Origin of the sequence: Streptomyces sp. NPDC056224 (genome assembly GCF_042267665.1) — a bacterium.
Classification (GTDB): domain Bacteria; phylum Actinomycetota; class Actinomycetes; order Streptomycetales; family Streptomycetaceae; genus Streptomyces.
In genome coordinates, this window is sequence record NZ_JBHJTK010000031.1 from 1 (window position 1) to 22,147 (window position 22,147).

At 69.0% G+C, this 22,147-nt stretch carries 17 protein-coding genes, 2 pseudogenes and 1 CRISPR repeat array; of the genes and pseudogenes, 13 read left to right on the forward strand and 6 right to left on the reverse strand.

The features are described 5' to 3' along the window. Nucleotides 1–93: 93 nt before the first annotated feature. A pseudogene (locus tag ACFCZ1_RS27870) lies at nt 94–3,061 on the reverse strand (Tn3 family transposase); the annotation flags it as partial. A 111-nt stretch (nt 3,062–3,172) separates the two neighbouring features. Here ACFCZ1_RS27870 and ACFCZ1_RS27875 point away from each other — a divergent pair. Beyond that, nucleotides 3,173–3,349 (forward strand): hypothetical protein, encoded by a 177-nt coding sequence (locus tag ACFCZ1_RS27875; protein WP_376681027.1) that lies wholly within the window; start codon nt 3,173–3,175, stop codon nt 3,347–3,349. A 94-nt stretch (nt 3,350–3,443) separates the two neighbouring features. Here ACFCZ1_RS27875 and ACFCZ1_RS27880 read toward each other — a convergent pair whose 3' ends face one another. Further along, on the reverse strand, nt 3,444–3,677 hold the full coding sequence (locus ACFCZ1_RS27880) for a DUF397 domain-containing protein (protein WP_376681028.1): 234 nt from the start codon (nt 3,675–3,677) through the stop codon (nt 3,444–3,446). After that, on the reverse strand, nt 3,674–4,522 hold the full coding sequence (locus tag ACFCZ1_RS27885; RefSeq protein WP_376681029.1) for a helix-turn-helix domain-containing protein: 849 nt from the start codon (nt 4,520–4,522) through the stop codon (nt 3,674–3,676). Before ACFCZ1_RS27885 ends, ACFCZ1_RS27880 begins: the two co-directional genes overlap by 4 nt. Before the next feature lie 480 nt (nt 4,523–5,002). Here ACFCZ1_RS27885 and ACFCZ1_RS27890 point away from each other — a divergent pair, with 480 nt between their 5' ends. From ACFCZ1_RS27890 to ACFCZ1_RS27905, 4 genes are all read left to right on the forward strand, one after another. Then, on the forward strand, nt 5,003–5,434 hold the full coding sequence (locus tag ACFCZ1_RS27890; RefSeq protein WP_376681030.1) for an ATP-binding protein: 432 nt from the start codon (nt 5,003–5,005) through the stop codon (nt 5,432–5,434). Beyond that, entirely contained in the window at nt 5,431–5,769 is a 339-nt protein-coding gene (locus tag ACFCZ1_RS27895; protein ID WP_376681031.1) for a hypothetical protein, read from the forward strand. Before ACFCZ1_RS27890 ends, ACFCZ1_RS27895 begins: the two co-directional genes overlap by 4 nt. A 256-nt stretch (nt 5,770–6,025) precedes the next feature. Further along, nucleotides 6,026–7,120 (forward strand): hypothetical protein, encoded by a 1,095-nt coding sequence (locus ACFCZ1_RS27900; protein WP_376681032.1) that lies wholly within the window; start codon nt 6,026–6,028, stop codon nt 7,118–7,120. Next, a complete protein-coding gene (locus ACFCZ1_RS27905) occupies nt 7,117–8,289 on the forward strand; it encodes a hypothetical protein (RefSeq protein ID WP_376681033.1) in 1,173 nt (390 codons plus the stop codon). Before ACFCZ1_RS27900 ends, ACFCZ1_RS27905 begins: the two co-directional genes overlap by 4 nt. 40 nt (nt 8,290–8,329) lie before the next feature. On the opposite strand, the gene ACFCZ1_RS27910 is transcribed toward ACFCZ1_RS27905, so the two are convergent. Beyond that, nucleotides 8,330–9,232: a transposase family protein gene (locus ACFCZ1_RS27910; protein WP_376681034.1), complete on the reverse strand. Its 903-nt coding sequence runs from the start codon at nt 9,230–9,232 to the stop codon at nt 8,330–8,332. A gap of 187 nt (nt 9,233–9,419) precedes the next feature. On the opposite strand from ACFCZ1_RS27910, the gene ACFCZ1_RS27915 reads away from it, so the two are divergent. The 5 genes and pseudogenes from ACFCZ1_RS27915 (at nt 9,420) to ACFCZ1_RS27935 (ending at nt 15,721) form a co-directional block, all read left to right on the forward strand. Further along, nucleotides 9,420–10,136 (forward strand): DciA family protein, encoded by a 717-nt coding sequence (locus ACFCZ1_RS27915; protein WP_376681035.1) that lies wholly within the window; start codon nt 9,420–9,422, stop codon nt 10,134–10,136. Between the two features lie 84 nt (nt 10,137–10,220). Continuing rightward, a pseudogene (locus ACFCZ1_RS27920) lies at nt 10,221–11,495 on the forward strand (RNA-guided endonuclease InsQ/TnpB family protein); the annotation flags it as partial. Nucleotides 11,496–11,783: 288 nt separating this feature from the next. Beyond that, a CRISPR array of direct repeats spans nt 11,784–12,001; the repeat unit is 29 nt; unit sequence GTGCAGCCCAGGCGCGCGGGGGACGACCG. 258 nt (nt 12,002–12,259) lie between these two features. Then, nucleotides 12,260–12,844, forward strand: coding sequence for a DUF721 domain-containing protein (locus tag ACFCZ1_RS27925; protein WP_376681036.1), 585 nt, complete (start codon nt 12,260–12,262; stop codon nt 12,842–12,844). A 148-nt stretch (nt 12,845–12,992) separates the two neighbouring features. Next, the gene (locus ACFCZ1_RS27930; RefSeq protein ID WP_376681037.1) at nt 12,993–14,591 is read left to right on the forward strand and encodes a hypothetical protein; all 1,599 of its coding nucleotides are present in this window, start codon (nt 12,993–12,995) and stop codon (nt 14,589–14,591) included. A gap of 38 nt (nt 14,592–14,629) precedes the next feature. Beyond that, complete coding sequence (locus ACFCZ1_RS27935; protein WP_376681038.1) at nt 14,630–15,721, forward strand: GIY-YIG nuclease family protein; 1,092 nt, start codon at nt 14,630–14,632, stop codon at nt 15,719–15,721. 205 nt (nt 15,722–15,926) lie between these two features. Here the strand turns inward: ACFCZ1_RS27935 and ACFCZ1_RS27940 are convergent, their stop codons facing one another. Next, nucleotides 15,927–16,424: an SUKH-4 family immunity protein gene (locus ACFCZ1_RS27940; protein ID WP_376681077.1), complete on the reverse strand. Its 498-nt coding sequence runs from the start codon at nt 16,422–16,424 to the stop codon at nt 15,927–15,929. Nucleotides 16,425–16,623: 199 nt separating this feature from the next. Between ACFCZ1_RS27940 and ACFCZ1_RS27945 the strand changes: the two genes are divergently transcribed. From ACFCZ1_RS27945 to ACFCZ1_RS27955, 3 genes are all read left to right on the forward strand, one after another. Next, nucleotides 16,624–16,968 (forward strand): hypothetical protein, encoded by a 345-nt coding sequence (locus ACFCZ1_RS27945; RefSeq protein ID WP_376681039.1) that lies wholly within the window; start codon nt 16,624–16,626, stop codon nt 16,966–16,968. A gap of 574 nt (nt 16,969–17,542) precedes the next feature. Then, nucleotides 17,543–18,298, forward strand: a complete 756-nt coding sequence (locus ACFCZ1_RS27950) for a hypothetical protein (RefSeq protein ID WP_376681040.1) — start codon at nt 17,543–17,545, stop codon at nt 18,296–18,298. 262 nt (nt 18,299–18,560) lie between these two features. After that, nucleotides 18,561–19,340: a hypothetical protein gene (locus ACFCZ1_RS27955; RefSeq protein ID WP_376681041.1), complete on the forward strand. Its 780-nt coding sequence runs from the start codon at nt 18,561–18,563 to the stop codon at nt 19,338–19,340. A gap of 61 nt (nt 19,341–19,401) precedes the next feature. Here ACFCZ1_RS27955 and ACFCZ1_RS27960 read toward each other — a convergent pair whose 3' ends face one another. Continuing rightward, complete coding sequence (locus ACFCZ1_RS27960) at nt 19,402–21,762, reverse strand: tyrosine-type recombinase/integrase (RefSeq protein WP_376681042.1); 2,361 nt, start codon at nt 21,760–21,762, stop codon at nt 19,402–19,404. Nucleotides 21,763–22,147: the final 385 nt, after the last annotated feature.

The window sequence follows — 22,147 nt, forward strand, 5'->3', positions numbered from 1 at the left end:
CTCGGTACGCCGTCCCGCATGATCGATGAACGGGGCTTCGTCCTCTGATCGAGGGAGTGCGCCATCGATTTCGATCCTAAAGGTGTCCAGATAAATGTTGATGTGGTGTCGCACGAACGGCGAGAGGCGGGCCACGTCCTCGTCGCGGACATCGAAGCCGTCGGCCCGGAGCTGGGTGACGGCGGCATCCATGTAGCGGGTGTTGAAGAGCACCAGGGCGTTGAGGACAAGGCCGAGGGCGCCGATCTGGTCCTCCATGCCGTCCTGGTAGCGCTGGTAGAGCTGCCCGGCCTTGCCGTGGAAGATCTTCCGGGCGAGCGCATGGCGGCCCTCCTGGAGGTTGGCCTGCACCTTGATCTTCCGTCGGTAGGCCGGCTCGTCCGCCAGACGCAGGATGTGCAGGGTCTTGGAGATGCGCCCGTAGTGCGCAATCGCGTCGCCCAGCGGGGTGGGCCGGCTCACGCGACAGCATCCGGATCACGTCGTAGGCCCGCACGGCCCCGGTGTGGATCGAGCCGATGATCCGCAGAATGTCCTCCCAGTGCCGCTCGATCCGGACCAGGTCGACCCGGCCGCGGGCCGCGTCCTGGAACGCGCCATAGTCGGCCGAGCGGTCGATGCGCCACATCTTCTGGTCCGGCAGGTCGGCCAACTGCGGCGCGTAGGTGAACCCCGCCAAGGTCAGGAGCCCGAAGACAATGTCGGAGTACGAGGCGGTATCCGTAACGATCATGTCGGGGCGTTTGCCGCCGTCGCGGTCGTAGAGGACGTCCAGCACGTACAGCGAGTCGCGCGGGGTGCCGGCCACCACCTTGCCGCCGAGTCCGGCCGCCTGGTCATTGATCATGATGAGCCAGGTGGCGCCGCCCCGGCGCCCGAAGTACTTCGGATTCGGCCGTGCGTAGACCGAGGGCACCGGCACCACGAACCGCATCCCGTCCACGGAGGCAACCAGCCCGCCGCCCCACGCACTGGCGAGCGGGATCGCCGCCTGGGCGTCGATCAGTGTGGCGTTCGCGGCCCGGTAGGTCGCCAGCCGCAGATACGTCTGGTCGACGTGGGACAACCGTCCGTACTTCAGCGCGTCAACCCCGCTGATGACGGGGGTGTAGCCGACGTTGCAGCCATGGGCCACCAGCAGCGCCGCGATGGTGACGGGGAGGTCCTTGAGCCGGGCCTCGCCGCCGGTGACCGAGGTGAACGCCAGGTCGGCGCCGGTCCAGGAGAACACCTCCAGCAGCACCTCCGGCAGGTCGACGCGGGGCAGCATCGCGTTCACCGCAGCCCGCAGACCGAGCAGGGAGGCCGGTTCGGGCTCCGGCTCCAGCGCGGCGAAGTGCAGGCGGCCGTCATCGTCGAAAGAGATCTGCGCGTTCTCCGGCAGGCGGCCCGAGACCTCCCGGTAGGTACCGTCCAGCAGCGCGGCCCGCGCCGCCAGGTGTTCGCCCGCGCCCTCGGGCAGGCCCAGGGACGCAAGGACGGTGGACTTGGCCTGCTCCCATGCCTCACCCGCCAGCAGCTTCGCCCTCGGGTCGCCCCACTTGGAGGAGTTCTTCGCGAAGATCTCCCGCCTGCGCAGCATGCGGTGGAACTGCTCCAGCACGCAGAACACGTACGCCTTCCAGTCCACCGTCCCCGGCTCCAGGTTCGGCGCGGCCAGCACCAGGCGCCGCCAGGACCCGGCCAGCAGCTCGGTGTCGATCTCGGCAGGTCCCACCTTCTTGCGGCCCATCAGCTCCGGCAAGGTCTTCAGCGCGGCCAGAATCGGGGCGCCCTCCGGAGTCGCTCCGAAGTCCACGACCTTGACCAGGAGCTTCAGGAACGGTCGCACCGTCCCGAACCGGGTGGCCAGCATCGCCCGCCATGCCTGATCCGCATCGGAGTCCAGCGGCGGGGTCAGCTCGAACAGCGCCGCGATCGCGGCGGCCAGCTCCTTGCGCGGCACCACCGCCTCGATCTGCTCCCACATCGCCGCCAGCGTCTGCACCTTCGGGGCGCTGATCTCCCCGGTGTCGGTATCGACCTGCTCGGCAGTGGTGTCGAAGACGACCTGGAACGCGGTCGCCAGCTTCGCCCCGGCCCGCTCGACCCTCGGCAGGGTCCTCATCTTCTCCTTGGCCGTCTCCCGCTCGGCCTTGGCCAGCAGCTTCGTGGCGATCAGCACCTCCAGCAGGTCCAAGGCGTCATCGACCGCCCGCGTCGTCAGGTGCACCGCCGTGGCCAGCAGCGTCGCCAGGCGCCGCGCGTCGTTGTGCCGCTTGAGCAACGTGGCTTTGCCGTCCACCCCGTACCGCGACAGCTCCGCGAGCCGGCGCGGCGGTATCCCCGACACGTCCATGGTGCCCATGCCCAGGTCGGCGATCTCCTCTGCCCGGGCCAGGGACCACTTCATCTGCGGGCCCGACACCCGCACCGGCCCGCGGCGCAGGCGATCCGGCTCCGAGACCCGCGCACCGGCCGGCACCGTCAGCAGGGAGTCCAGCACCGCTCGCTGGCCGGTGTTCAGCAGCCCGTAGAGGGTGTCCCACAGCCGCTGGTTCGCCGCCTCCCGGACACTGCCCACCAGCCGTGACAAGCGGCTCGCCCCGGGCAGAAGCACCCTGCGCTCGCGCAGCCATCCCGCCGCCGCATCGAACAACGCCTTCGGCCCGTCCCCGGTCGTCCAGGCCCGCGCGTCCAGCCACTCACTCAGCTCGGCCGAGACCTCGGCGAAGTCCCGCCAGCCCCCCGCCTCCTGAATCTCCCCGGCGTGGGTTCGGGCCGTCCCGTCCCGTTCGCCGTACTCCTTCAGGCACGACGGGTCCGCGATCTCCAGCTGCTCGGCCAGGTACTCGGCCACCTCCGCCGGCACCTGCCGCGGGTCCGGCAGGAACCGGCCCAAGTAGCGCACGCTCGTGAGCTGGACCGCGTACCCGAGCCGATTGTGCGCACGACGCTTGACCTGCACCGCCTCCCTGTCCGCGTCGTCCAGGAAGAAGTACCGCTCCAACTCCGTACGGGACGGCACCCCGACAAACACCCCGTACCCAGCCTGCTCACCCGACAGAAACTCGACTGCCACAACAACTCTCCGAAGATCGACAACAGCGACCCACGAAGGCTCCGACACGCAATTACCCCAGGTCAAAGCGCCAATCAACGCCGAGAGGGCTTAGCGCACGATCTGACATGGATGTTCCTCAAGCCCCTCTTCCTCGCCCACCATGCTGCCGGGGACGTGGACGCCCTTCGTGAAGCTGCCGCGCGGTTGGCCCGGATCAACGAGGGCCTCGGCGGGGGAGTGGATATGGAGGCGGAGACGGCTCAGCTGCTGAGTACGCTGCTGCCGAAGCCGGTCATCCGGCGCTGAGAGCCGGTCGACTGGGTATCGCCATACAGGCAAAGCCCGGATTCCCCGCGCTGCGGGCTGGGGGAATCCGGGCCTTGGCCGTTCTGCGGCCTGATCAGGCGTTGGGGGTGTGGCCGTGTGCTGCGTGCGGCAGGAAGGCGGTGAATGCGGCCTCGGTGAACGTCAGCGCCGGCCCGTTCGGGTCCTTCGAGTCGCGGACGGCGATGAAGCCGCGGGTCGGCCGGGTGTCGGCGATCTCGACGCACTGCTCGCCGGCGTCGCTGAACGTCGACTTGTGCCATTCCGCTTCGGGCAGGTCGGTGGCGTACAGCCTGGTCGTGTCGGTCATGACTTCTCCATGGTGGTTTTGATCTTCTCCCGTGAGTCGTCGACGGAGAGTGCTGCGGCCACGATCCGCTCGAAGGCGGCTTCGTAGACCTTCACGTCGTCAGTGCCTTCGGCGAAGGTCCCGCCGCGGATGGTCTCCACGCTGATCACGGTGGGCCAGGGGTGGGGGAACCTGACGATGTGGAACGGGCCTGCCATCCCGGGGTGAGGGGTGGCGAGTATCGGCATCACCTGGATGGTGATGTTGGGCTGGTCGGCCATGTCGAGCAGGTGCCGTAGCTGCTCGCGCATCAGCGAGGGATGGGTCGCCGACCGGTAGTGCAGGGTCGATTCGTGGATGACGGCCCACAGCTTGAGAGGTCCGCCCGGCCGGCTGGTGTCGGTGAGGAGGGCCTGGCGCTTCTTGCGCATCTCCACGAGCGCTGACACCTCGTCGGCGGTCCGGGTGATGGCCGTGGCGGTGATGATCTCGCGGGCGTACGGCGGGATCTGCAGCAGGCCCGGGAGCACCCCGGGGAGGTAGATCCGGGTGTCCTCCGCGTCCTCCTCCAGGCCGATGTAGTCCTTGTAGTTGGTCTCGGGCAGGTCGCCGTAGTTGCTCCACCAGCCGACCTTGTTCGCGTCCCGGGCCAGCTCCTCCATGGCGGTGACCACCGTCTCGTCGGTGACCCCGTAGGCATTCAGGAGCGGCTTGACGTCCTTGATCGGCAGGTGCGCTTTGGCGTTCTCGATCCGGTTGATCTTGCTGGCGTCCCAGCCGACGGCCTGAGCGGCGCTGTCGGAGGTGTTGAAGCCGGCGTTCTTCCTGAAGGTTCGCAGCGCGCTGCCGAGACGGCGTCTGCGCACGGTCTGCACAAGCGGCGGTGTGGGCACGGGAAGTTGGACCTCTCTGCGGGCTGTCCGGTCGATGCAGGGGGCGGATCTTCCCCTTCCGGGGTGCGGCTTCCTCTTGCCGGGTCAGTCTGCCCGTCCCGGGGATCGGAAGTCGATCGAACATCCCTGCAATCGTTGGGAGTTTGGCTGCAATGGTTGCAGGCATCGCGTCATCGGGTGCATTCTTCCAACGTGACGCCGTGACCAAGTGTCAGCAGAAGATCACGCTGAGGTGGTAGGTCGCGGCCCCAGAACGGCCGGGTTCGAGCATGGCCCGGCCCGCCGGCCTCGTGCCCCGCCCCCCGTCGGGGACACGAGGCCACGCACCCCGACACCCGCTCCCAACTCGCCGAGGCCACCCATGAGCCAGAGCACCACTCGCACACCCCGCACCCACCGGCCGGACCTCACCGCCCGCGCCATACAGGGCCCCGATACCGGCAGGGGCGCCCGGTGACCGGCGCACTGGCGGAAGACGTGAAAGCAGCCCCCACCGGACCCCAGCGCTACAGCGACGGCTACTCGCCGCGCGACACCGCTCCTTCCCGCGCCCGCCGCGACGTCACCCTCTGCCTCCGTACCTGGGGCCTCGATGCCCTGGTCGACGACGCGCAGCTGATCGTCTCCGAGCTCGTCGCGAACGCCGTCAAGCACACCCACACCCGCCGCATCGGCGTCTCTGTCACCCGCCACCCCGACCACGTACGGATCGTGGTCACCGACACCAGCCGCACCCTCCCCGCCCCCGCGGCCGTCACTCCCGGAGCCGAGGCCGGCCGCGGGCTCCACCTCGTCGACCAGCTCACCACCCGATGGGGCAGCAAGCGATTCCGGACCGGCAAGCAGGTCTGGGCCGAACTCACCACCACCAAGGCAACGTCGTGAGCGCCGGCGACTGGGGCGAGTTACACGGCCCCACCCACATCAACCCGCCCCCGAAGCGCCAGCACGCCCGGCCGGACGGGAACACGATCGCCGGACTGCTGCTGACGACAGGCAACGTGCTCGGCCTGGCCGTCCTCGCGCTCTCCTGCGCCGACCAAGCCGACGGCGCCACCGCCGTCCCCTCGCTCACCGTCCCGGACCAGGCACCCGCCGAAGCACAGCCGTCCCGCAGGCCGGGCAACGACACGGCGCACACCGTCACCTCCGGACCGGCAGTCCGCACCACAGAATCACGGGCCTGCCGCTGCGAATCCCCCACCCGCCCCACCCTTTGAACTCCGGTGGCAGCGCGGCGCCCCCGGGCACGCGCCGTCATCGGCTAGAACCCCGGGCCCGGCACCCCGAAGGACAGCACCAGCCGGACCGGGTCACCGTCCCCGGCTGAACAACCCTGGACAGGTCGAGCAGCCGGGGACGGGCACCACCACGCACTGGTCGGCCATCCTCGCCACGGCCCCTTGTCCACAGGCAACCCAGCCTGCACCGTACGGAAGTTCACCGCGTCCGTCCCCTGACCGGATGGAGGGCCCTGTGCCTGCCACCACACCGCGTGAATCCCTCACCACCACCGACTTAGACACCCTGGCTGCGCTCGCCGCCCGTTACGGGGTGCCCATCGAGGACGCGCTCCTCATGGCGATCAACCTGCACGGCATCAGCTCTCCCCTGAACCGGCACCGCGCCCGGTTCCTGATCCGCCTCGCCTCGGCGCCTGCGGTGCCGTGGCCGGTGATCGTGCCGCTCAACGCTTCCGCCTCCCCGTTCATCCTCGACGAGGACACCCTCCTCCTCGCCGGAATCCCCGTTGCCACCGTGACGCGGGTCGACGCGGATGAGGCCGTGGGCGGCTACTTCCGTAACGACGGCCGGGCCGCCACCCTCAACCCCAACGCGCGCAGTCGCTGCGTCGGCTGCGCGTTCTGCCCGAACACTCTGGAGGCCGCCGCCGACCCCCGCCTGTCTGAGCAGCGCGCGGTGCGCGAGCTCCTCGACGCCATGGCCCTCCAGCACCCGGCCGGCACCCTGACCGGCCTGGAAGAGGTCACGGTCTCCACCGGCTGCTTCGAACGAGAACAGGCCGCCGTCGACCACCTCGGCGACCTCCGGGCGGTACTGACCGAGACCGGCATCACCGCGCGGATCGGGTTCCTCACCTCGGTGCTGCGCACCCAGTCCGCCTTCGACGCCCTGGCCCGCACGGCCGGACCGTTCGTCCTGCGGATGACCGCCGAATGCTTCACCCGCCGCGACCTGCTCCTGAAGGCATCCAAAGCGGAGCTCACCAGGAAGCAGATGCCGCGCGTCCTGCGCCGGGCCGTACACGCCGGACACGACACCTCGTTCACGTACATCGTCGGCCTCGACGACCTGGCCGCCATGGAGGACGGCGTCCGCGACCTCGCCCCCCACGTCACCGAATTCCCGAACCTTCAGGTCTACCAGGCCCACAACCGCATCATGGCCGGACTCCGCGCCCCCGGCGCCACCGACCTCGCCTTCTACCTCCAAGCCCGCACCGTCCTGGAGGACATCCTCGGCCCGACCGGGCTGCGCCCCAAGGCCTGGGAGTGCTACCGGCCCCTATGGCACTTCACCTTCGGCCCCGAACGCCTGGTCGCCACATGACCAGCCCCAGCCAGAAGGCCGATCTACTGTGGCGGGCCCAGACCTACGTGGCCGCCGCGCAGATCCACCTCCAGGACAACGTGCTGCTGCGCCGCCCGCTCGGACCGGGGGACGTGAAGGCGCGCCCGGCCGGCCACTGGGGCACCGCGCCCGGCACTGCGTGGGCCCTGGCCCACATCGCCCTGCTGTCCGGCACCGTCGGCACCGAGCTGGTCCCGCTGTTGGGAGCCGGCCACGCCGGGGTGGCGCAGATCGCCGCGGGCTGGCTCACCGGCCACCTCGCCGCCGCCCGCCCGCAGTTCACCCGCGACGAGCAGGGACTGGTGAACCTGTGCCGGTCCTTCCCCGAGGTGGCCGGCCTCGGATCCGAGGTCACCCCGGCCCTGCCCGCAGGTGACTTCCTCGGCGGCCGGCTCGGCGGCTGCCTGCCCTTCGCCCAAGGCGCCGCCCTCGCGTCCGGACCCGGCCGGGTGATCGTGCCGGTCCTCGGCGACGGCGAGTGCGAGACCCCGACCACCGCCGCATCCTGGCTCGCCGCCCACGCCCTGCCCGGCACCCCGGTACTGTCGATCGTCCACCTCAACGGCTTCCGCATGGGCGCCCCCAGCCTCCTCGCCGGCCTCGACGAGCGGGACCTGACCGCGTACGCGGCCGGGCTCGGCTGGCACGCCCGCACCGTCACCGTCCCGGACGACGGCCACGAGGCCTTCCACGCCGAGCTCGCCCCGGCCGTCGCCGACACCCTGGCCGGGCGCCGCACGGTGCTGTTCATGCGGTGCCTCAAGGGCTGGAGCGGCCCCGCCGCCGTGAACGGACAGCAGGTCCTCGGTACCGCCCGCGCGCACAAGACCCCGCTCGCCCGGGCCGCCTCCGACTCCGCCCAGAGGCACGCGCTGGAGGCGTGGTTGTCCTCGTACCGGCCCGAGGAGCTGTTCACCGACGGCGGCCACCCGGGCCCGGGCCTCGACGCCGCCCTCGCCGGCACCGCATGGCCCCGCCTCAAGGCGCCCCGCCCTGGGCCGGCGCCGCGCGCCACCGTTCGGCAGCAGCCCGACTCCCGCCGACGCCGTTGCCACAGTGACCCGCGCCCACGCCTGCGCCGGGGACTTCCGGGTCTTCAGCCCGGACGAACTCGCCTCCAACCGCCTTACGGCCTCGGGGGAAATTGAGATTCGGGCGTGCCGGCCTGGCGGTTCGGCTGGTGGGTGATCAGCAGGTCACGGCGCGGACGAGGACGAGTTCGGTGCTCGTCTCTGGGCGGGTGACCCGCTGTGGGGATCGGTCAGAGACCAGGGAGGCGATCGCGAGGTGCGTTTCGGCGTAGATGTCGCGGCGTCCGGTGAAGCGTCTCAGGGGTGCCCACTGGCGGAGCTCGGCGTTGGTGTGTTCCACGCAGATCCGGTCCGAGGACTGCCGCCGCCGCGTCTCGCGCCAGGCGTACTTGTCGCCGTCGCATGCCTCGTCCTTGGGCTTCTTCGGCGGTGCGCTGACCTGGCCGGGGAACTCCTTGGCCAGCCCTGCGTATCCGGAGTCGACCTTGGCCTTCACGCCTGGCCGGTTGCGGAACTGCTCGGCGATGCCCTCGGTGCGGACGGCGGTCTGGTCGTGCATCCGGCCCGGGCGGACCACACCGGACATCAGCATGCGGCCCTGGCCGTCGCTGAACGTGGTGGTCTTGATGGTGTTCTGCCTGCGCTTGCCGGAGACGAACTCACGGCGTCCGGGACGCCCGGCCTGTGGGCGCCTGACCTGGGTCTCGGCCCCGTCGAGCCGCATCTCGACACCTTCCGCTTCGGCATAGGCGAAGACGTCCTCCAGCGTCTTGAGCCGCAGGCCGGGCCGGTCGGGCACCGCGAAGCCGCGGGCCGCCAGCAGCGGGCGGAGCTGCCGGATCGCCTCGGAGACGGTGGAGCGGTCCACCTCGAAGAGCTCGGCGAGGACCTCGTGCGGCAGCTGGTGTCGCAGGTGGACCAGGGTGACGAGCAGCCGGTCGAAGAAGACCAGCTTCGGCTTGCGGCCGGCCCCTTCCGCCCGCTTGCGCTCTCCGCCGCGTGCTGCCCGCAGCGTGGACTGCCGGGCTGCTTCCCACGGTCCGGCGAGCTCTGCGAACAACTCGCCGAAATGTGCGCGGGAGACACCCGACAGGGCAGGATGGGAACAGGCCGCACGGGCCCAGGTCAGCTTCACAACTCACCCAACCCGTGCGGTCCTTCTCATGTCACGGCCCGACCGGGACGATCACCATTTCCCCCGAGGTCGTAAGAAGACCGGCGCCCGAACGGCGAAGAGCAAGCCGCGGGTGACCCGGACGGTCCGGCGCGACAGCCGCGCCCCCATGGGCCTCGGCGAGGCGTTCACGGTCCTCATGGCCGAACGCGGCTGGGACATCCCGGCGGCCGGCGCTGGCCTGTGCGAGCGCTGGGCGGCCCTCGCCCCCCACCTCGCCGACCACGTCGCGGCGGTGGACTACGACGCGGAGCGCGGGGAGTTGACGCTGCGCCCGGACTCTACGGCCTGGGCGACGAAGGCCCGCCTGGAGGCGTCGCGGATCATCGCCGATGCCAACCGGTCCGCGCGCACCGACGCAGTCCGTACGGTCCGCGTGCTGTCACCCGGTGCCCTGCCCGCGCCCAGCGCGGCCGCCGACCCGGACCCGGTGAGGACCCCGGTCCCGCAGGGGCCGGTGCGTACTCGCGAGGCGGCGGCGGCCGGCTACCGTCGTGCACTCGAATCCCACCAGCAGGTTCACACGCGGCGGCAACCGGACCCGGCCATCGCGGACGCCGTCGAGCGGCAAGACCGGGTCCTGCGGGAGGCGAGCCGTTGCGCCTTCCCCGAGGCGGAAGCGGCCCGTGACGACCAGCCGACACCGATTGACGCCGCCCTTGCTCAGCGGCGCCGTGACGCCGAAGCCGTACGTCTGCGGGCGCTCCACCGGGCCCGAGCCGAGCGCGCCCAGCGGTCCGGGGCAGCGGTCATGCTCCCGCAGGCCGCTCCGCTGCGGTCCTCCGCCTGATCCGGGTTCGAGCCGCACTGTCAGTGGGGTGCCTTAGAGTCGGCTACGGCTCTTCATCCTCGGGTAGTTGGGAGGAGGTTCAGCATGCAGGTGGAGGTTTTCCGGGCTTACCGGTTCGCGCTGGATCCCACCCCCGCCCAGGTGGAGGTGCTGCAGCGGCATGCGGGAGCGGCTCGGTGGGCGTTCAACCACGCGCTCGGGATGAAGAAGGCCGCGCACGAGCGGTGGCGGCAAGAAGTCCAGCAGCTCGTCGCGGCCGGCACCCCGGAGACGCAGGCCCGCAAGAAGGTGCGGATCCCGATCCCATCGAAGCCCGCCATCCAGAAACACCTAAACCAGATCAAAGGCGACTCGCGGACCGGTGGGCTGCCGGAGAACGTGCACGGGCCGGAGCGGCCCTGCCCGTGGTGGCACGAGGTGAACACATATGCGTTCCAGTCCGCGTTCATCGACGCCGACCGCGCCTGGACGAACTGGCTCACTTCGCTGAGCGGGAAACGAGCCGGCCGGAAGGTGGGGTACCCGCGGTTCAAGAAGAAGGGCCGCAGCCGCGACTCATTCCGACTCCACCACAACGTGAAGAAGCCCGGCATCCGGCTGGCCACCCACCGGCGGCTACGGCTTCCAGCGATCGGCGAAGTCCGCCTGCACGAATCCGCGAAGCGCCTGGCCCGCCTGATCGACCGCGAACAGGCCGTCATCCAGTCCGTCACGATTTCCCGAGGCGGACACCGCTGGTACGTCTCCGTCCTGTGCAAGGAGACCACCACCCTTCCGACCGCCCCCACGCGTCGCCAGATCACAGCCGGGACCGTGGGAGTCGACCTCGGCGTCAAATACCTCGCCGTCCTCTCCGCACCGCTCACCGCCGACCAGCCCGACAGCGCGTTCATCGAGAACCCCCGCCACCTCCGGACCGCCACAAAGCGGCTACGCAAGGCGCAGCAGGCCCTCGCCCGGACGCAGAAGGGATCTGCCCGCCGGCACAAGGCCGTGCAGCGCGTGGGGCGTCTTCACCACGAGGTCGCCGAACGGCGTGCCACAGCCATCCACCGTGTGACGAAGCAGCTCGCGACGGGCTTCGCGACCATCGCCGTCGAGGACCTGAGTGTGGCCGGCATGACCGCCAGTGCCCGCGGCACGGTCGAGGCCCCGGGCCGCAAGGTGCGGCAGAAGGCTGGCCTCAACCGCTCCATCCTCGACGCCGCACCCGGCGAGTTCCGCCGACAGCTCGCATACAAGACCTTCTGGTACGGCTCCGCTTTGGCGGTCCTGGGCCGGTGGTACCCGTCCAGCAAGACCTGCTCGAACTGCGGATGGCAAAACCCACGCCTGACGCTCTCCGACAGGACGTTCCACTGCGACACCTGCAAGCTCGTGATCGACCGGGACCTCAACGCGGCCCGCAACATCGCGCAGCATGCCGTCCCACCAGCACCACAACTCGCCCCTGGTACAGAGGAGAGTCAAAACGCCCGCCGAGCTCCGGTAAGACCAGACGGCCATCAGGCCGCCCGGCACGCGGCAAAGAAGCGGGAAGGCACCGGGCCATCCAGCCCGGTGCCAACCCAGCGGAGTAACCCGCTGGCGTCCCCCACCCCACACCAAGAACAGGCAAAACTGTTCTTACGCTGCACGTCGCAAAGAGTGCAGCCCAGGCGCGCGGGGGACGACCGGCGACCTTGTCTGCGGGCATGCCGCGCGCGACGTGCAGCCCAGGCGCGCGGGGGACGACCGTGATGTACTCGCGCATCGACTCGACTCCTCATCGCACGTGCAGCCCAGGCGCGCGGGGGACGACCGCTGACAAGGGGACACCACGTCGGTGCACTATGAGTGCAGCCCAGGCGTGCGGGGGACGATCGGCATTCACGATGCCCGCACCAGCTCTCCCCGACACGACACGGACGCCGCAGCACCTACCGCGTCTTGGAACATCGGCTGTTGAGCAGCTGGAGCGGGGTAGGGATCCCTGGCCCAGGCAGGAACAGGCTGGTGCCACTGGCCGGGAGTAGGGACGTCACAAGCGACGCGCTCTGCGTGTAGGCCGGCATTGTTGAGCAGTACTGGCGACAGGAGGAACGTCTGGTGCAACAGGACCGCTGGGCCCGGCCGCCGCAGTCGTGCCCGAGCTCGTCGGGCGGATCCAGGGCGTGGCGTTCGACGTGGACACCGGCCGCCTGGACGTCGTCCCCGATGCCCCGGCGGTCGGTACGAAGCTGCGCTGGAGCGCGCCGAAGCTGATCGCTGCGGCCAACGAGACGGTGCCCGGCGCGAATGTCCGCGCCCTGCACATCCTGGCGCCTGCGCCCATGAAGGCCAGCTCCTCCCCGGCGGCCGCCGACACGACCCCGCAGCCGACCACGCCGGCCGTGCCGGTGGAGCGCCGGACGCCACCGGACGGCTACCGCCGTGCGATCGAGGCGCACCGCCAGGCCGCGCCCCCGTCCCAGGTGGACCCGACCATCGCCCAGGCGGTGGAGCGACAGAACGCTGTGATGCGGGAGCTCAGCCAGCGGGCTTTCCCCGAGGCGGAGCAGCGCGCCGACGACCAGCCGGGGCCGACCGACACTGGCGTCCAGCAGCGGCGCCGGGAGTTCGCCGCCACGGAGACCGCAGCCCTGCTCCGGGCCCGAGCCGAGCGCGCCCACCGGGCCGGGGCAGCCGTCCTCCTTCCGCGGGCCGCCCCGCTTCGCACGTCGGCCTGACCTGGTCAGAGCTGACCAGGGGGCGCCTGTTGGAGGGGATGGCCCCTACACCTCGGGCGGATCGGAATGGATTCCCGTGAACGCCCGCGGAGTTGTCAGCACGGAGGTCCACAATCAGATGAGATCACCCGCAAAGAGCATCGGGAGCATGATGGATCGACGCCTCATCCAGACTGCAGTCTTCGGGAGTTCGGACTCTGACGAGCCGGCCCTGTGCCCCGAGACCGTGGAGGAACTGGACGCCTTCCGCCGTGAGCACGAGAACACCACCATCTGGTGCGGAACCAAGTTCGAAGGCGGCTGCGGCCGTCGGCTCACGACGCGCCGGTGCACCGACAAGATCTGCCACTTCGCCCACTACGGCGCGGACGGTGCCGGTCAGCGGTGCACCCGCACGATGAAGGGGAAGGACAGTGCGGATCACCTCTTCGCCAAGGCCCACCTGGCGGCGTGGCTGCGCGCCCACGACCTGACCGCCGAGTTCACCTACCCCGAACCGCTGGGCTCCGCCGTTCGGGCGCGTTTGGATGACGGCCGGACCTTCCAGCTTCATCTCGACCGCAACCGTCCCGTCGCCTGGGACGACGAGGCCTGGGAGCTTGTCCTGGGACCGGGCGTACCCGTTGTCGCGAACATCCTGGAGCGGCGTGGCTACGTCCACCGCATCCGCTTCGAGGACCGGCCAGGAGGCGGCCGCGTCATGAGGTTCGGCACCGAGCTCCCGGGCCGAGGTACCACCTGGGAGAACCTGGACAAGGTCACTCTGACCTCCCAGGGCCTGACCACGACGGCCCGGCCCGACGGCGTTCACATACCCCTGGCCGAAGCCGCGCGGACAAACGGGTCGGGGGAGCGATCCATCGTCACCGTCGCCCCTTCCCGCTCCCGCGCGGTCATGACAGCCCGCCAGGACGACCCCGTCAAGAGTGCGGTGATGCACCTCGACCGAGCCCTTCGCGAGCAGACGGATCAGATCCACAGCGCGGTGAACACCATCCGACGGCTGCTGGAGGCGAACCAGACGCCGGAGAACGTCGCCCGCCTGCGTATCGCGCTTGGCCGCGGACAGGTCTGGACGGAGCAGCGCGCCGGGCACCGGCGGGCTGTGATTGACCAGCTGAAGGAACAGCCGACGCCTGCTCTTCTCCTGAAAGCCGCGCAGCTGGTGGAGGACCTGGACGCCACGCCTGAGGAGCGAGAGGCGGTACATACGGCGCGTGAGCGGCAGGCGGCTCACCAGCGTGCGTTGGCCGAGGAGCGCGTAGCCAAGGCCCGCCAGCTCGCAGACGAACAGCGCCAGCGGGAAGCTGAGTGGCACCAACGGGAAGCGGAGCGCCGTAGCCAGGCTGAGCGGGGCACAGCCGAGAGGCGTCGCCAGGCCGACGCTGCGGAGCACCAGGCACACGCCGAGAAGCTGGCCTACCTGGCACTGTTCGTCTCCGGCGCGCTGAAGAAGGCGGCCCGAGAGGGGCGGACCACCACGTGGGAGGAAATCGCACAGAAGACCGGCCAACGCCAGCTGGCCCGCCTCACCTACCAGGACAAGCTGAGCCTCTTGGAGACGATCGAGAGGAACACCCTGCCCGGGAGCCCTCTGTGGTCGGCCGTCCTCGCCGCTGCTGGCACCGGTCAAGCGCTACGCCTTCACCGCGAGGTCTCACATTTGCTCCAGCGGGACGTCCCTGACAAAGACAGCGATCTTGTCATCCAGCTCACAGCGGACTGCGCCCAGCTCCGCCGTCAGTAACGGCCGATCACTGAGAATTTCGAAAGGAGAGAAGCGCATTGACCTCTTCCACCCCCGACGGCGTCTCCTACGTGTATGTGATCGGTTCTTCCGGATCGGCCCACGTCAAGATCGGTACGAGCATCAGTCCTGAGAAGCGGCTCAAAGAGCTGCAGACCGGCAACCCCGGTCGCCTTGAGTTGCTGTGGTGCACGCCCGGCGGCCGGGACCTTGAGAGTGCTCTGCACAAGGTGTTCGACGAATACCGGACGGAGGGGGAGTGGTTCGACTTCCGTGAAGTGCAGCCGGTTGGGGCGATTCCCCTCGCGGTCTACCAACGCGCCGTGGGCCTGGCGCGTACCCCCGCGCGGAACAACCGCAGCGCACCGAAGCGTTCCGGCCCACGCGCTGAGCAAGAAGAGCACACTGTCACGCCCGAGCGGCTGGCAGCCATCGTCCGCGACGTCGTATCGGGAGTCCTTCGCCCCGAAAGGGAGGAGGACGCCGGGGATGACGGGACGCCGGTCAGGCCTCGCTTTCTTAGCCGCACGCGCGCGGCTACAGAGCGGGCGGCGACGCTCCTCTTCCGAGCTCCGGCTGCTAGGACCGCGCAGCTCATCGTCGATGGGAAGACGGGATTCGCACTCGTTGGTGGGTGGCGCAGCATCGCCGGGATCATCGTGCGATTGCCTATCGGGTTGCCCGTGGCCGCCCACCTGGTGCTGCGTACGTACACGGGGGACATCTGGCCCGTGCGCAAACTGCCCCTTCTTGCGCTGGTTGGCTGGACTCTATGGGTCACCATGGGCTTCCACAGGCTGATCACGGACTTCGTTATATCGCGTCTGCCCATGGAGGAGATCGAGGCTTTCGCACGCACCTACCTGATGGAGGCTGCGATCGCGACCGCCTGGTTCCTCGCGATGGCGACTGTGGTGGCCTTTTTCCTGATGTTCGCGATGGAGGCCGCGAGGCAGGCAGCAGCCCTCAGAGCCCAAGCCGAGGCCGAGGAAGCACGTAAGGCGACGGCTACCGGGGCCATCGTCCGTAGTCCCCTTTCCACAGGGCTCCCGCCCGCCCCCCTGGTCACGGACCTCATCATGCCCATCTCTCAGAGACTGCCTGGCCGCGACCCGGTCCGCCCGAAATGACAGCGCCGGTTTGTTCTCGGCCAAAGGGGAGTGGAACTGGACAGAGTAGGGCGGACACGGCGTGTTACCCGGCGGACCGCCCCATGATCTGCCCGGGGCCGCCACGGCCTCCGCGCGGTCGCTGAAGAGGGCCTACGTCTTCCACGGAACGGTCACGGTCGCGGCGATCAGACTGTGGCTCCGCCCGTGACCGCCGCGTCCTTGCCTACTCGTCTTCCGGGACAAGGACGCCGAGCTCGACTTCCTCGAAGACGCGTGACCACCAGGAGTCTTCGTCTTCGAACACGATCGGATCGGCCTGCCGGGCCCGCTCGATCACGTCTTCGACGTAGTCCTCGTAGTCGTCGTCCGCTTCGCTCTTTCCCGAGCAGGCGAATCCCTCCCACACCGCCAGGACCTGCTGCAGACCCGCAACCGAGGAGTTGACCAGCGCGTACTGGTCCCCATCGTCTTTATGGCCGCGGACCATCCAAACCTCGCCGCTGTCGGTCTGCAGCCAGTACGTGTTGACGCCGTCCTCAAACGCACCGAGGAACACTGCCCGGCCCGGCGGAAGATCGCGGACTTCCAGCTCCCGGGCGGAGTCCCGCACGAACATGCGATTGCAGTCGGCCGGCAACCCTTGCTTGATGAGGCAAGTCACAGCCCCGCCGCCCACACCCAGACGCGCGAGAGAACGCGCGTCATATGGCAGCCACAGCACGCTCGGCAACCGACACCCCTTCCTTGATACGTCCATCCGATCCGATCTTCTCAGGCCGCGTGGACGACCCATCGGACAGGACCTACGTTCCTCCCCTGGGGCCGCCGGGGGCCCCAGGGCCAGGCGGTAGCACCGCCTACCCGGCAGGACCGAGGGGCCCGACGGCAGCTGCGCAGCTGATCGAGTCACGCCGACCGGCATGGCTGGACGGGGCGGCCTGGTCGGCCGGCTGGTCCAGCCCCACCCCTCGGAGGCCAGTGAAGGCGGCGGCCTGGACCCGACCGGACACGGTCTGGGTGCGGCCCCGTACGCCCGCCGCGACCCTGGAGCTATGGCCGACGAGTCCAAAGTGACCATCCACCCTCCCGACGACCGAGGGCGCCGCCTGGTGACCTACCGGCGGGAGGAACTCGGCCGCGCGACCAGCGAGCGGGACGTCTGGGAGTTCCTCTACCGGGCAGGCATGGCCGACGCCGAGGACATCGACCTGACCGACGAAGCCCTCTTCGACTGGCAGGGCACCGGACCCGAGTCCTGGGCCTGAGCCGTGAAGGCCCTGTGGAACGGCGCGATCTCGTTCGGGCTGGTCAGTTCTCTGAACTAGAGCGGGAGGCAGTGAGTGGGCCGCTGGCGACTCGCAGCAGGTACGCCCAAGACTGCCCAGGACGCCGCAGGTCCTGGTTCGGTCGTTGAACCGAGGACTTTCAGGGTTTCAAAGTGTTGCCCCCACCCGGGGTGACGTGCATCCCGGGTCGGTGCGCGTTCCAATAGGAAGAGGGACTCCCCGTCCGCCGACAGGCAAGACGTGATAAACCGCCAGCCAACGGCTTCGCATTCCCTCCTCGGCGCAGGTTCCGTGAAGGGGTCAACATTGCAGACTCGTCGCGGGGATGTGACTCGTTCATGTCAGCCAGGCCACCGAGCAGTGGGCTGCCCGTTCTACATGCCGAACGTCCCGTCGAAACCACCCGCGCGAAATGGACCATCCAAGATCGGGCCGACGATCCGGTGATCAGCCCTCGGTGCGAGGTGTGTCCGGTGGATCCCACGATTCTGGGACCTTTCCCAGCAACTTTAGGACGCATCAGAAATTCGCCGCAGCAAGGAAGGAGCCTCTGATGCCGACACAGAACCGCTGGCGGAACTGCTGGAAATGTCAGAGCCTGTACTACAACGGGCATGGTGACGGCAATAGGGGGGTCTGCCCACGCGACGGAGAAGGCCATGGCGTGGCGGGGCCCGACTTCACTCTGACCTACAACCAGGCGCCGTCATTTCTCCCCTCCACTTATCAGAATGAATGGAAGAACTGCCGGCATTGCCAAGTACTCTTTTATGCACCCAATCTAGGCACCTGCCCTAGCCCATATTCCGAATTCGGCACCCATTCTTCAGGCTCCGGATTCACCTATGACTTTCACCTCGTGCACGCGGATATCTGGGATGACACGTTCAAGAACCAGCCCAACTGGCGCAACTGCTGGAACTGTCAGGCCCTCTACTTCGACGGATTCGACGATAAGGGTAGATGCCCGATAGGCGGAGGGCATGAGGGCCACGGGATCGATCCGGCTGTCTATAATTTCCGCCTCCCTTACCCGATGAGTCCGTCCATACAATTGCTACAAACGGGAGTGCGTGTCGTTAGGGTCCTTGGGGTGGGGTTTACGCCGGAAGCGAAAGTGAAGGTGGACCGGGCAGTCCACAACTTGGGCGGCGATTACAATTACGGAAACAGAGAAGTGGACAGTGACCGTGACGGTGAATTTTCGACTGATCTCTCGTGGTCGGGGTTTGCCGCTTGGGACAGGATTGATGTAGGCGCCAGGGATACAGGGAGCGATACAGTAGCCTCAAGTTATCTAAATCCGTGATGCCTCGCTGGCCGAATAATCCCTCGATCACCGATAGGGCGTGTCCGGGCGCCAGCGACGGCGACGCTGGGGCGGCCGGGCTGGCGGTGGCAGGCTGGAGGGGTGGGGGCCGCACCTGATGGAGGCACCGATGCGTCCGATCTGGAGCGGGGCCATTTCTTTCGGTCTCTGAACTACTGAGCAACGATCACCGTGTCCGACGGCTGTCGGGGGGCTGGGGGCCACCGCTGGGAGTGCCGCTACGCCCCGATACTCTCCTTGAATGAGCGACACCGCAGAGATCGTGGACATCCCGGAGTACGTGGACTTCGAGCTGGTCGCGAGTGAGCAATTCACACTCGAACCGGCTTTTTGGCTTGCCCACCTGCTGGTGACGATGGGGGACCTCTCGGCCGATGCGGAAGAGTACGGTGTCGCGCAGTCGGCCTACGAGGGAATGCTGGATCGCCTCAGCGATGCCGAGCAGCCGTGGCCGGTGATACGGGTTCCATTTGGCGGCGGACACACAGCCTTCGCCGTGTACGCCAACTTCGAGGACGAGAACACCGTCGAGTTCGCCGTACGCCACCCGGCATGGGATCGCCTCGGACATCTAGGGCAGTGCGGCCCTGAATCGGCCGGCCCCGGACTGTCCTGGGCAGAGCTGACCGCCATCGCCGCAAGCGTCCCGGAGAGCGCATCGGACACCGATGGCCTCGTCGATCAAGCACAGCGCCTGCTCCTTCTGCTGCCCATGCTCGGAGATCCAGCCACACCGGAGGAGGCGTGGGCTGTCGTGGCTCGGGCCCTGTCCCGATGCGGAATGCCAGAAGACGTGGCCCCTCGGTTCGCGCGGGAACTGCTCGGGACTGATGCGGACGACCGTCGTGTGGAACCGTTCTGGACGGTTGCTGTGGGCAATCCGGTGCCCGTCTGTTCCTCCCGGCACAGCCCGCGCCAGGTCCCGATCGCCCTTGGTATCGCCCTCAATCAGGCCCAAGCCCTGGCCGACGCGCTCCGCGGCGACCATCCATCTTGTGTGCGTGGTCAGACGGAGTCATGAGCGCTCAGCGTCGTTAGAGGCCTCAGTACGAGAGTCGGCGATTCTGTCGCCCGCTGCCTGGTCACCCTTGCCGTTCCGGTCTGGGTGTCGGCAGCCCCAGGAGGACCGGCCCGCACGATGTTGATGAGTCGATCTGCCCGATCTTGGATTCGGCCCCGGTGAGGCTGACGCGGAGCCCCTCGATCTCGCCCAGCCAGCCCTCGCGCTCGGCCTCGGTGATCCGGTCCAGGAGGTTGTCGCGGATTTCCACCAGCCGGCTGCGCTGGGCCGAGTCGGGGCGTAGGAGGGAGCAGCGGACGCAGGCGTGTTCGTGGATGCAGGCGGTGCCGTAGGCGCGGGCGCAGGTACCGACGGAGAGTTTGCGGCGTTCGAAGTGGCCGAGGAAGTCTTCCCACTCGGCGTCGGAGGGCGTGCGGTACTCCTCGGCGGGGCGCAGGGTGCGGCGGCGCGTGATGAAGGCGCGGTGGGCCTCGATGGTCTCGGTGGGGTAGACGGCGTTGTAGCCCATGGTGGTGTTGATGTTGGCATGGCCGGCGATGACCTGGGCGATGTGGGGTGGCAGGCCGGTACGGATGGCGTCGGTGATGAACATTCGGCGGAAGTCCTGCGGGGTGAAGGTCAACGGCTGGCCGGTGGCGTCGGTCAGTCGCATGAAGGCGACGGTCTCCTTGAGGACCTCACGGATCGTTTGGGAGTGGAGGGTGGAGGGTTCTCCGCCGCGGTTGTACTGGAAGAGCAGGGGTGCGGGCGGATTCCACTGGCGCTCCTGGTCGTCGTAGCGGCTGACCAGGGGGATCAGTCTGGTCTTGGGGTCGCGGACGCGGCGGATGATCGTGGCCAGGACGTCGGCGAGTTCGGGGCTGATCAGCAGGACGCGCTCGGCGTCGGTCTTGGACGGGGCGATCTGCAGCAGGGGGACGATCTCGCCGGTGGTGGGCAGCCGGTACTGGATCATCGCGTGGTGTGTGCTCTCCATCATCTCCTCCACGCGGACGCCGGTGTGGCGGAGGAACTCGATGCTCGCCCAGGCACAGAAGGCGCGGTGCTCGGTTCGGTCGAGGTGCACGAGGCGGCCCTGCGTGTCGCGGGCGGCGGCGCCGGCCGGGTTCGTGCCGCGGGTATAGGGGGTGCCGTCGAGGGTGAAGCGGCCGCCGGGCGGGACGCTGCGGGCGGTTTCCAGGTGGGCGGAGGCAACCCGGTGGTGCTCTGCGGCCGCCCGGGCGAAGGTCTCCAGCAGTGGCAGACGTTCGCGGGTGCGCTGGTCCATTCGCACCTTGATCCGGGTGAGCCGTTTACGGTCGGTGGTCTCGGCCACCTTGATCGGGCAGGGCGCCACCCATGGGCCCCAGCGGGCTGGTTCCTCCCCCGCCCAGCGGGCGATGTCCAGATAAAAGGCACGCACGGCGATGAAGATCATTACTCGGTCGGCGCGTTCGACGACCGACTCCTCGATGGATCCGTTCGGGCGCCGCCGCTTCTGGGTGCGGGTGCGTAGGCGTTCCTTCCAGGCCGCGGCCACATCGGCCGGTAGGTGGAGGGTGTCGAGTTCGGGGTGGTGGCGTTCGATGTCGGCCCAGAAATTCCGGGTCAGGTGCCGGGCCAGGTTGTTCAGGGTGGCGTAGTCCAGGCGCGGGCGGCGTTCCTCCAGGTAGTCGACGAGCAGGGCCCGGATCGGGCCCGAGGCGATGGGGTGGCGGTCGACTAGCTGGGCACAGCTGAGCTGGCTGGTGACTCTCTCCAGGAACCGCAGAGTGGTCGGGGCGTCGGCCGGAAGGTGGCCCAGCTCGCGCAGCCAGGCGTAGTAGAGGGTGCCGCCGCTGCTGACGCCGCGTGCGGTGCGCCGCAGTTCGGTGTCGTACTCCAGAACGTCGCCGACGGTGATGTCCGCCAGGCCGCCTCCCTTGGCCACCATGATCCGTACCAGGGCACGGCGGGCTCGGCCTGCGTTCGCGGACGCCCACCGTTCGGCGCCGGCGAGCTCCTTGAGGCGGGCGAAGCCCTCCGGGTCGCGGCTGTCCTCCACGAGGGTGCGGACGTGGCAGCTGTTCAGGTCCATCTGCCATGGCAGTGACAGCCGGATCACGTCGGCGGCCGCCAGGACCAGCAGGCCGGCCTGGATGTTGGACCCCCGGACGGTCGCCGTGGTGTTCACCCACGCCTCGGCCTCTCGCCGCCAGCGCTGCGAGCAGGCGGCGGCCGGGGAGGCCTCCCACCGTTCCTGCCAGCTGTCTCCGGGAAAGCCCGACAGCCAGGCCAAGATCGCGCGGGCACCCGACCTGCGGTGCCACCGCGTGTTCTCCTTTTCCGCGCGCAGCGGGGGCCGTTCCAGCACGGCGAGTACCTCGTCGACCGGGGCGTCCGTGAGCGGCCATCGGCGTCCTGCCTCCCGGGCGGGGAAGCGGACGCGGGCCTGCTCCAGCAACCCTCCCGACGCCCGCGGTGCCGGGGGTAGCTCGGACGGGCCCGCCGCTGCGGCGCCGGTGGTGTCCCGCACCCGGGTGTTCACCAGGGCCTGCCGAACAGCTCGTCGAGCGCCTCCGGGCGGTATCCGGCAGCCGGGACCGCCTGCACGGCAGGCAGGCCTCCAGGAGTTCTGCCTGCGTGGCTGCCGCGCCAGCCGGATCTCCGGCCGTACCTCTCTTGTAGGCGAGTTCGGCCCGGGCTTGCAGAGTGTCTGGATGGTCTGCTCCCAGGCTGTGTGTTCGTTCTTCCAATAGCTCTACAGCTGCCCCGACACGTTCTTCCCTGCTCTGCTGAGGAGCGGGTGATGCGACTCTTTGCCTGCCCTGCTGGCGGGCGAGGGCGAG